The organism is Streptomyces huiliensis, assembly GCF_020037025.1.
Lineage (GTDB): Bacteria > Actinomycetota > Actinomycetes > Streptomycetales > Streptomycetaceae > Streptomyces > Streptomyces huiliensis.
The window spans coordinates 1-2201 of the sequence record NZ_JAIQLH010000467.1 but is presented as its reverse complement, the minus strand read 5'-3'; the positions used below and the strand labels follow the sequence as shown (position 1 = coordinate 2201).

Genomic DNA, 2201 nt, shown 5'->3' with positions numbered 1-2201 from the left:
CGATGACCGGCCGCGCGCCCCGCCCGCACCCCGCCCTCACGTCACTGCTCGGCGCCTGGGCACTGGCCGCCTGCTCGCCCGCCGAGACCGCCGCCGTCGAGGAGCACCTGACCGACTGCGCCTCCTGCGCGGAGGAAGCCGTCCGGCTACGGGACGCGGTCGCCCTGCTCCACCCCGAGGACAGCCTCGACCTCGACCCGTCGCTGCGCTCCCGGGTGCTCTCGCACTGTCTCGGCCGGCGCCCGGCCCGGATCCCGGTGCCCGGCTGGGCGGCGCCCTACGAGGCGGAGACGGCCCGCCTCGACGCCCTGCTGCGGGACATCGACGAGCAGGACTGGCGGGCGCCCGTACGGCTCGCCTGGTTCGACGGGCGGCGGCCCGCCGAGCGGGAGGTCAGCGTGGCCGCCGTGATCAGCCACCTCACGGCGGTGGACGGACTCGTCGCCGGCTCCCTGGGGCTGCCCGACCCGGTGCCCGCGCCGGCTGCCGCCGTTCCCGTCCTGTCCGGCGGCGGTGTGCCGGAGGCGCCGGCGGGCCCGGTGCCGGCGTCGCCCGACGGACGGACCGAGGCGCTGTGGACGGCCGAGGACGGGCTGTCGTCCGGTAGCGCGCACAGTGCCCACGCGGCCTGGCGCGACCAGAGCCGCGCGCTGATAAGGAGCGCGTCCTTCGCCGCCGCGGACACGGCGGCCGCCACGAACGTCGCGTACGGGCCGTTCAGCCTGCCGCTGCGGGACGCCTTCCTCGACCGCGCCTTCGAGTGCTGGGTGCACGCGGAGGACGTCGCCGACGCGGTCGCGTACCCCTACGAGCCGCCGGCGCCGTCCCACCTCCACCGCATGATCGACCTGGCGGCCCGGATGCTCCCGGGCGCGATCGCCGGCCGCCGCCGCGCCGGTCTCGCCCCGCCGCCGCACATACTGACCACCGCCGGCGCCCCGGGGCGCGCGCTGCACCTGGAGGTGGAGGGCAGCGGCGGCGGCCACTGGTACATCGCCCTGGACTCCCCCGCCGCCCGTGCTTCCCCGGAGACGGAGGTGGCCCATGTGGCGCTCGACGGGCTGGAGTTCTGCCGGCTGGCCGCCGGGCGCGTCGAGCCGGAGGAGGCCGCGGCCGGGCAGGACGGCGACCCGGAGGCGATCCGGGACGTGCTCTTCGCCACGGCCTCGCTGTCTCGGCTGTAGCCGGCAGGGGCTGGGAGGAGGGGGTCCGCTACGCGAAGACGACCGTGCGGCGGCCGTTCAGCAGCACCCGGTGCTCGCTGTGCCACTTCACCGCGCGGGCCAGGGCCTGGCACTCCACGTCCCGGCCGATGGCGACCAGCTGCTCGGGGGTCACCTCGTGGCCGACCCGCTCGACCTCCTGCTCGATGATCGGGCCCTCGTCGAGGTCGGCGGTGACGTAGTGCGCGGTGGCACCGATCAGCTTCACACCGCGCGCGTGCGCCTGGTGGTACGGCTTCGCGCCCTTGAAGCTCGGCAGGAAGGAGTGGTGGATGTTGATGATCCGGCCCGACAGCTCCTTGCAGAGGTTGTCGGAGAGGACCTGCATGTAGCGGGCGAGGACGACGAGTTCGACCTGCTCGTCGCGGACGATCTCCAGCAGCCGGGCCTCGGCCTCCGCCTTGGTGTCCTTCGTCACCGGGATGTGGTGGAAGGGGACGCCGTAGGAGCCGACGAGCTCGGCGAAGTCGGTGTGGTTGGAGACGACCGCGGCGATCTCCACCGGCAGGGCGCCGATCCGGGAGCGGAAGAGCAGGTCGTTGAGGCAGTGCCCGAACTTGGACACCATCAGGACGATGCGCATCTTCTCGTCGGCGCGGTGGATCTGCCAGTCCATGTGGAACGCGTCGCCGATGGCGGCGAAGCTGGCCCGCAGCTTCTCCAGCGTCACGGGCGCCTCGGCGCCGAAGTGCACCCGCATGAAGAACAGCCCGGTGTCGTGGTCGCCGAACTGCTGGCTGTCCTCGATGTTGCAGCCGGTCATGAAGAGGTAGCTGGACACCGCGTGGACGATGCCCTGCTTGTCCGGGCAGGAGAGGGTGAGGACGTACTGGTCGGGCTGTGCGGTCCGCGCGGGCGGCGCCGGCTGCGAGGCGTTCATAGCCCAATAGCGTCGCATACCCGCGGGGCTCCGCCGGACCACCCGGTTCCGCGGGACGGGACGAGGGGGTGGGGCGGGCGCCGGGGCGGGGCGGGCGC

General features: G+C 74.1%; 2 protein-coding genes. One reads left to right on the top strand and one right to left on the bottom strand.

What is annotated here, in order from left to right; all coding sequences use genetic code 11:
- The first annotated feature begins 2 nt into the window (after nucleotides 1-2).
- Nucleotides 3-1184 (top strand): zf-HC2 domain-containing protein, encoded by a 1182-nt coding sequence (locus JNW98_RS35180; protein ID WP_223772330.1) that lies wholly within the window; start codon nucleotides 3-5, stop codon nucleotides 1182-1184.
- Between the two features lie 28 nt (nucleotides 1185-1212).
- Here the strand turns inward: JNW98_RS35180 and purU are convergent, their stop codons facing one another.
- Nucleotides 1213-2103: a formyltetrahydrofolate deformylase gene (purU, locus tag JNW98_RS35175; RefSeq protein ID WP_223772329.1), complete on the bottom strand. Its 891-nt coding sequence runs from the start codon at nucleotides 2101-2103 to the stop codon at nucleotides 1213-1215.
- Nucleotides 2104-2201 lie beyond the last annotated feature (98 nt).